Here is a 380-nt window from a genome sequence, read left to right on the forward strand (position 1 = left end):
CCTCCAGCCCGGTCGAGAGAGGCAGCAATGACGCTGACATCCGAGCAGACGAGCCGAACGCTCGAGACGGCTTCCGGCACGATCCACTTCTGCGAGGCCGGCGACCCGGCATCGCCGGCGGTGGTGCTCCTGCACGGCTCCGGACCGGGAGCGACGGGGTGGAGCAACTTCAAGACCAACATCGAGGTCCTGGCCGAGCACTTCCACGTCATCGCCCCCGACATGCCCGGCTGGGGCCGGTCGCCGGCGATCACCCGCGAGGAGTCGGACCACGCCCGGGCCGCCGTCGACCTGCTCGACGCGCTCGGCATCGAGCAGGCGGCCTTCATCGGCAACTCCATGGGCGGCATCACCACCCTGCGGGTCGCGACCGAGTATCC

Annotated in this window: 1 protein-coding gene; it reads left to right on the plus strand. The window is 70.3% G+C overall.

Going from position 1 to position 380, the window contains the following annotated elements; genetic code table 11:
* Positions 1-27: 27 nt before the first annotated feature.
* A partial coding sequence (locus AC1DFM_RS34900; protein ID WP_477081401.1) for an alpha/beta fold hydrolase occupies positions 28-380 on the plus strand: 353 nt, incomplete at its 3' end.

It is taken from the genome of Chitinophaga sp. 05T412, from assembly GCF_056396465.1.